Below are 5,212 nucleotides of genomic sequence, written 5' to 3'. Positions count from 1 at the left end.
CTCAGGTCGAACAGGTCGTCTCCGCGCTGGGCCGGCTGAACCGCCGGATGAACGTCGCGTACGGGAGACAGCTCGCCGCGCTCGGCATCAGCAACGCCGAGTGGGAGGTCCTCAAGACCCTGGTCCTGGCCGGCGCTCCCTACCGTCTGGGCCCCGGTGAACTGGCGAAGCGCCTCGGCCTCACCCCGGCCGCCATGACCCACCGCATCGACCGGATGGCCGGCGAAGGCCTGGTCACCCGTGACCGCGACGAGAACAACCGGGTCCGCGTCATCGTCGAGCTGACCGATGAAGGCCGTACGAAGTGGCTCGAGGCGATGCGCATGGCGAGCGACTTCGAGGAGGACCTCCTCCAGGACCTGTCCGGCGACGAACGCGGTGTCCTCGGCGAGCTGCTGGTCCGCCTCCTGCGCCGCGTGGAGCACGCCCAGCCGGACGCCGGCGGCCGGCTCACCGACCTGGACTGAGGGCCAGGACAGAGGCCCTGCGGAGGCCACCGGGGGAGGGTTGACACACCCCTGGTGGATCCGTAAAGTTCTCCGAGTTGTCACGGAGCCGGAACGGTTCCGCGGCAGCCGATCCCGCCGCGGACGCGGCAACCAAACTTCAGCACGATCTCCCACTCGGGATGATTTCGGCATGCCGGAATTCATTACGAAGGCCCGATTATGAGCCGCCGGGAGAATCCGCTAGAGTTTGAGCGTCGGAACGGCCCAACAGCCGGGAGGACAAGCCCCGCTGACTGGGAATCAGGCCCGAAAGGATCTGATAGAGTCGGACTCGCCGGAAAGGGAAAACGCGAAAGCGAAGGACCTGGAAGGCGAATGCGAGACCCGCTTCGACCGGGAATCGGACACGAAAGAGTCTGATAGAGTCGGAAACGCAAGACAGCAAGACAAAGAAGAAAACGAAGGGAAGCGCCCGGAGGGCCCCGGTGAAACGGGACCGAAGGAAGCGTCCGTTCCTTGAGAACTCAACAGCGTGCCAAAAGTCAACGCCAGATATGTTGATACCCCGGCCTGCTTCGGCAGGTTGGTGGTTCCTTTGAAAGTCCTGTCGTTCCGCTCCTTGTGGGTGGCGGCAGGCAATTACACAGCGAGGACGCTGAGAACAACGGGTCTTATTCCGACCGGTTGTTCCGCTCTCGTGATGTGTGCACCCGATTACGGGTAAACATTCACGGAGAGTTTGATCCTGGCTCAGGACGAACGCTGGCGGCGTGCTTAACACATGCAAGTCGAACGATGAAGCCCTTCGGGGTGGATTAGTGGCGAACGGGTGAGTAACACGTGGGCAATCTGCCCTTCACTCTGGGACAAGCCCTGGAAACGGGGTCTAATACCGGATAACACTCTGTCCCGCATGGGACGGGGTTAAAAGCTCCGGCGGTGAAGGATGAGCCCGCGGCCTATCAGCTTGTTGGTGGGGTAATGGCCTACCAAGGCGACGACGGGTAGCCGGCCTGAGAGGGCGACCGGCCACACTGGGACTGAGACACGGCCCAGACTCCTACGGGAGGCAGCAGTGGGGAATATTGCACAATGGGCGAAAGCCTGATGCAGCGACGCCGCGTGAGGGATGACGGCCTTCGGGTTGTAAACCTCTTTCAGCAGGGAAGAAGCGAAAGTGACGGTACCTGCAGAAGAAGCGCCGGCTAACTACGTGCCAGCAGCCGCGGTAATACGTAGGGCGCAAGCGTTGTCCGGAATTATTGGGCGTAAAGAGCTCGTAGGCGGCTTGTCACGTCGGATGTGAAAGCCCGGGGCTTAACCCCGGGTCTGCATTCGATACGGGCTAGCTAGAGTGTGGTAGGGGAGATCGGAATTCCTGGTGTAGCGGTGAAATGCGCAGATATCAGGAGGAACACCGGTGGCGAAGGCGGATCTCTGGGCCATTACTGACGCTGAGGAGCGAAAGCGTGGGGAGCGAACAGGATTAGATACCCTGGTAGTCCACGCCGTAAACGTTGGGAACTAGGTGTTGGCGACATTCCACGTCGTCGGTGCCGCAGCTAACGCATTAAGTTCCCCGCCTGGGGAGTACGGCCGCAAGGCTAAAACTCAAAGGAATTGACGGGGGCCCGCACAAGCAGCGGAGCATGTGGCTTAATTCGACGCAACGCGAAGAACCTTACCAAGGCTTGACATATACCGGAAAGCATCAGAGATGGTGCCCCCCTTGTGGTCGGTATACAGGTGGTGCATGGCTGTCGTCAGCTCGTGTCGTGAGATGTTGGGTTAAGTCCCGCAACGAGCGCAACCCTTGTTCTGTGTTGCCAGCATGCCCTTCGGGGTGATGGGGACTCACAGGAGACTGCCGGGGTCAACTCGGAGGAAGGTGGGGACGACGTCAAGTCATCATGCCCCTTATGTCTTGGGCTGCACACGTGCTACAATGGCCGGTACAATGAGCTGCGATGCCGCGAGGCGGAGCGAATCTCAAAAAGCCGGTCTCAGTTCGGATTGGGGTCTGCAACTCGACCCCATGAAGTCGGAGTTGCTAGTAATCGCAGATCAGCATTGCTGCGGTGAATACGTTCCCGGGCCTTGTACACACCGCCCGTCACGTCACGAAAGTCGGTAACACCCGAAGCCGGTGGCCCAACCCCTTGTGGGAGGGAGCTGTCGAAGGTGGGACTGGCGATTGGGACGAAGTCGTAACAAGGTAGCCGTACCGGAAGGTGCGGCTGGATCACCTCCTTTCTAAGGAGCACTTCTTACCAGGTTCGCTTGGTCAGAGGCCAGTACACCGGCGAATGTTCGGTGCTGGTTGCTCATGGGTGGAACGTTGACTATTCGGCACGATGAGCACGGTTTCGTTAGTACTGCTTCGGCGTGGAAAACGGGAACGGGTTGGTCGTGTCGGGCACGTTGTTGGGTATCTGAGGGTACGGGCTCGTTTGAGTCTGTCCTTCGGTTGCCGGCCCCAGTGAACTCGCCTGTAAAGGTGGGGTGATGGGTGGCTGGTCGTTGTTTGAGAACTGCACAGTGGACGCGAGCATCTGTGGCCAAGTTTTTAAGGGCGCACGGTGGATGCCTTGGCACCAGGAACCGATGAAGGACGTGGGAGGCCACGATAGTCCCCGGGGAGCTGTCAACCAAGCTTTGATCCGGGGGTTTCCGAATGGGGAAACCCGGCAGTCGTCATGGGCTGTCACCCGCTGCTGAACACATAGGCAGTGTGGAGGGAACGAGGGGAAGTGAAACATCTCAGTACCCTCAGGAAGAGAAAACAACCGTGATTCCGGGAGTAGTGGCGAGCGAAACTGGATGAGGCCAAACCGTATGCGTGTGATACCCGGCAGGGGTTGCGCATTCGGGGTTGTGGGATCTCTTTTTCATAGTCTGCCGGCTGTGAGACGAGTCAGAAACCGTTGATGTAGGCGAAGGACATGCGAAAGGTCCGGCGTAGAGGGTAAGACCCCCGTAGCTGAAACATCAACGGCTCGTTTAAGAGACACCCAAGTAGCACGGGGCCCGAGAAATCCCGTGTGAATCTGGCGGGACCACCCGCTAAGCCTAAATATTCCCTGGTGACCGATAGCGGATAGTACCGTGAGGGAATGGTGAAAAGTACCGCGGGAGCGGAGTGAAATAGTACCTGAAACCGTGTGCCTACAAGCCGTGGGAGCGTCGCTGTATGTGCTTGCACATGCAGTCGTGACTGCGTGCCTTTTGAAGAATGAGCCTGCGAGTTAGCGGTGTGTAGCGAGGTTAACCCGTGTGGGGAAGCCGTAGCGAAAGCGAGTCCGAATAGGGCGATTGAGTTGCACGCTCTAGACCCGAAGCGGAGTGATCTAGCCATGGGCAGGTTGAAGCGGAGGTAAGACTTCGTGGAGGACCGAACCCACCAGGGTTGAAAACCTGGGGGATGACCTGTGGTTAGGGGTGAAAGGCCAATCAAACTCCGTGATAGCTGGTTCTCCCCGAAATGCATTTAGGTGCAGCGTCGTGTGTTTCTTGCCGGAGGTAGAGCACTGGATAGGCGATGGGCCCTACCGGGTTACTGACCTTAGCCAAACTCCGAATGCCGGTAAGTGAGAGCACGGCAGTGAGACTGTGGGGGATAAGCTCCATGGTCGAGAGGGAAACAGCCCAGAGCATCGACTAAGGCCCCTAAGCGTACGCTAAGTGGGAAAGGATGTGGAGTCGCAGAGACAACCAGGAGGTTGGCTTAGAAGCAGCCACCCTTGAAAGAGTGCGTAATAGCTCACTGGTCAAGTGATTCCGCGCCGACAATGTAGCGGGGCTCAAGCGTACCGCCGAAGTCGTGTCATTCGTACACATATCCCCAACGGGAGTACGGATGGGTAGGGGAGCGTCGTGTGCCGGGTGAAGCAGCCGCGGAAGCGAGTTGTGGACGGTTCACGAGTGAGAATGCAGGCATGAGTAGCGATACACACGTGAGAAACGTGTGCGCCGATTGACTAAGGGTTCCTGGGTCAAGCTGATCTGCCCAGGGTAAGTCGGGACCTAAGGCGAGGCCGACAGGCGTAGTCGATGGACAACCGGTTGATATTCCGGTACCCGCTTTGAAACGCCCAGTACTGAATCAGGCGATGCTAAGTCCGTGAAGCCGGCCCGATCTCTTCGGAGTTGAGGGTAGTGGTGGAGCCGATGAACCAGACTTGTAGTAGGTAAGCGATGGGGTGACGCAGGAAGGTAGTCCAGCCCGGGCGGTGGTTGTCCCGGGGTAAGGGTGTAGCCCGTGTGGTAGGTAAATCCGTCACACATTAAGGGTGAGACCTGATGCCGAGCCGATTGTGGTGAAGTGGATGATCCTATGCTGTCGAGAAAAGCCTCTAGCGAGTTTCATGGCGGCCCGTACCCTAAACCGACTCAGGTGGTCAGGTAGAGAATACCGAGGCGTTCGGGTGAACTATGGTTAAGGAACTCGGCAAAATGCCCCCGTAACTTCGGGAGAAGGGGGGCCATCACTGGTGATAGCACTTGCTGCTTGAGCTGGGGGTGGCCGCAGAGACCAGCGAGAAGCGACTGTTTACTAAAAACACAGGTCCGTGCGAAGCCGTAAGGCGATGTATACGGACTGACGCCTGCCCGGTGCTGGAACGTTAAGGGGACCGGTTAGCTGCTTTTCGGAGCGGCGAAGCTGAGAACTTAAGCGCCAGTAAACGGCGGTGGTAACTATAACCATCCTAAGGTAGCGAAATTCCTTGTCGGGTAAGTTCCGACCTGCACGAATGGCGTAACGA

General features: G+C 58.6%; 1 protein-coding gene and 2 rRNA genes. All 3 read left to right on the top strand.

Annotated features, from left to right (window positions below):
• Positions 1-467: MarR family winged helix-turn-helix transcriptional regulator (locus tag ACIA5G_RS53790; RefSeq protein ID WP_395938360.1), on the top strand; the 467-nt coding region annotated here is incomplete at its 5' end.
• A gap of 709 nt (positions 468-1,176) precedes the next feature.
• A 16S ribosomal RNA gene (locus ACIA5G_RS53785) occupies positions 1,177-2,702 on the top strand.
• Between the two features lie 303 nt (positions 2,703-3,005).
• Positions 3,006-5,212, top strand: a 23S ribosomal RNA gene (locus ACIA5G_RS53780); the annotation flags it as partial.

The sequence above is a fragment of the Amycolatopsis sp. NPDC051758 genome, from assembly GCF_044453095.1.
Classification (GTDB): Bacteria; Actinomycetota; Actinomycetes; order Mycobacteriales; family Pseudonocardiaceae; genus Amycolatopsis.
Note: the sequence above shows the minus strand (reverse complement) of the source record. Positions and strands in the feature narration are given on the sequence as shown.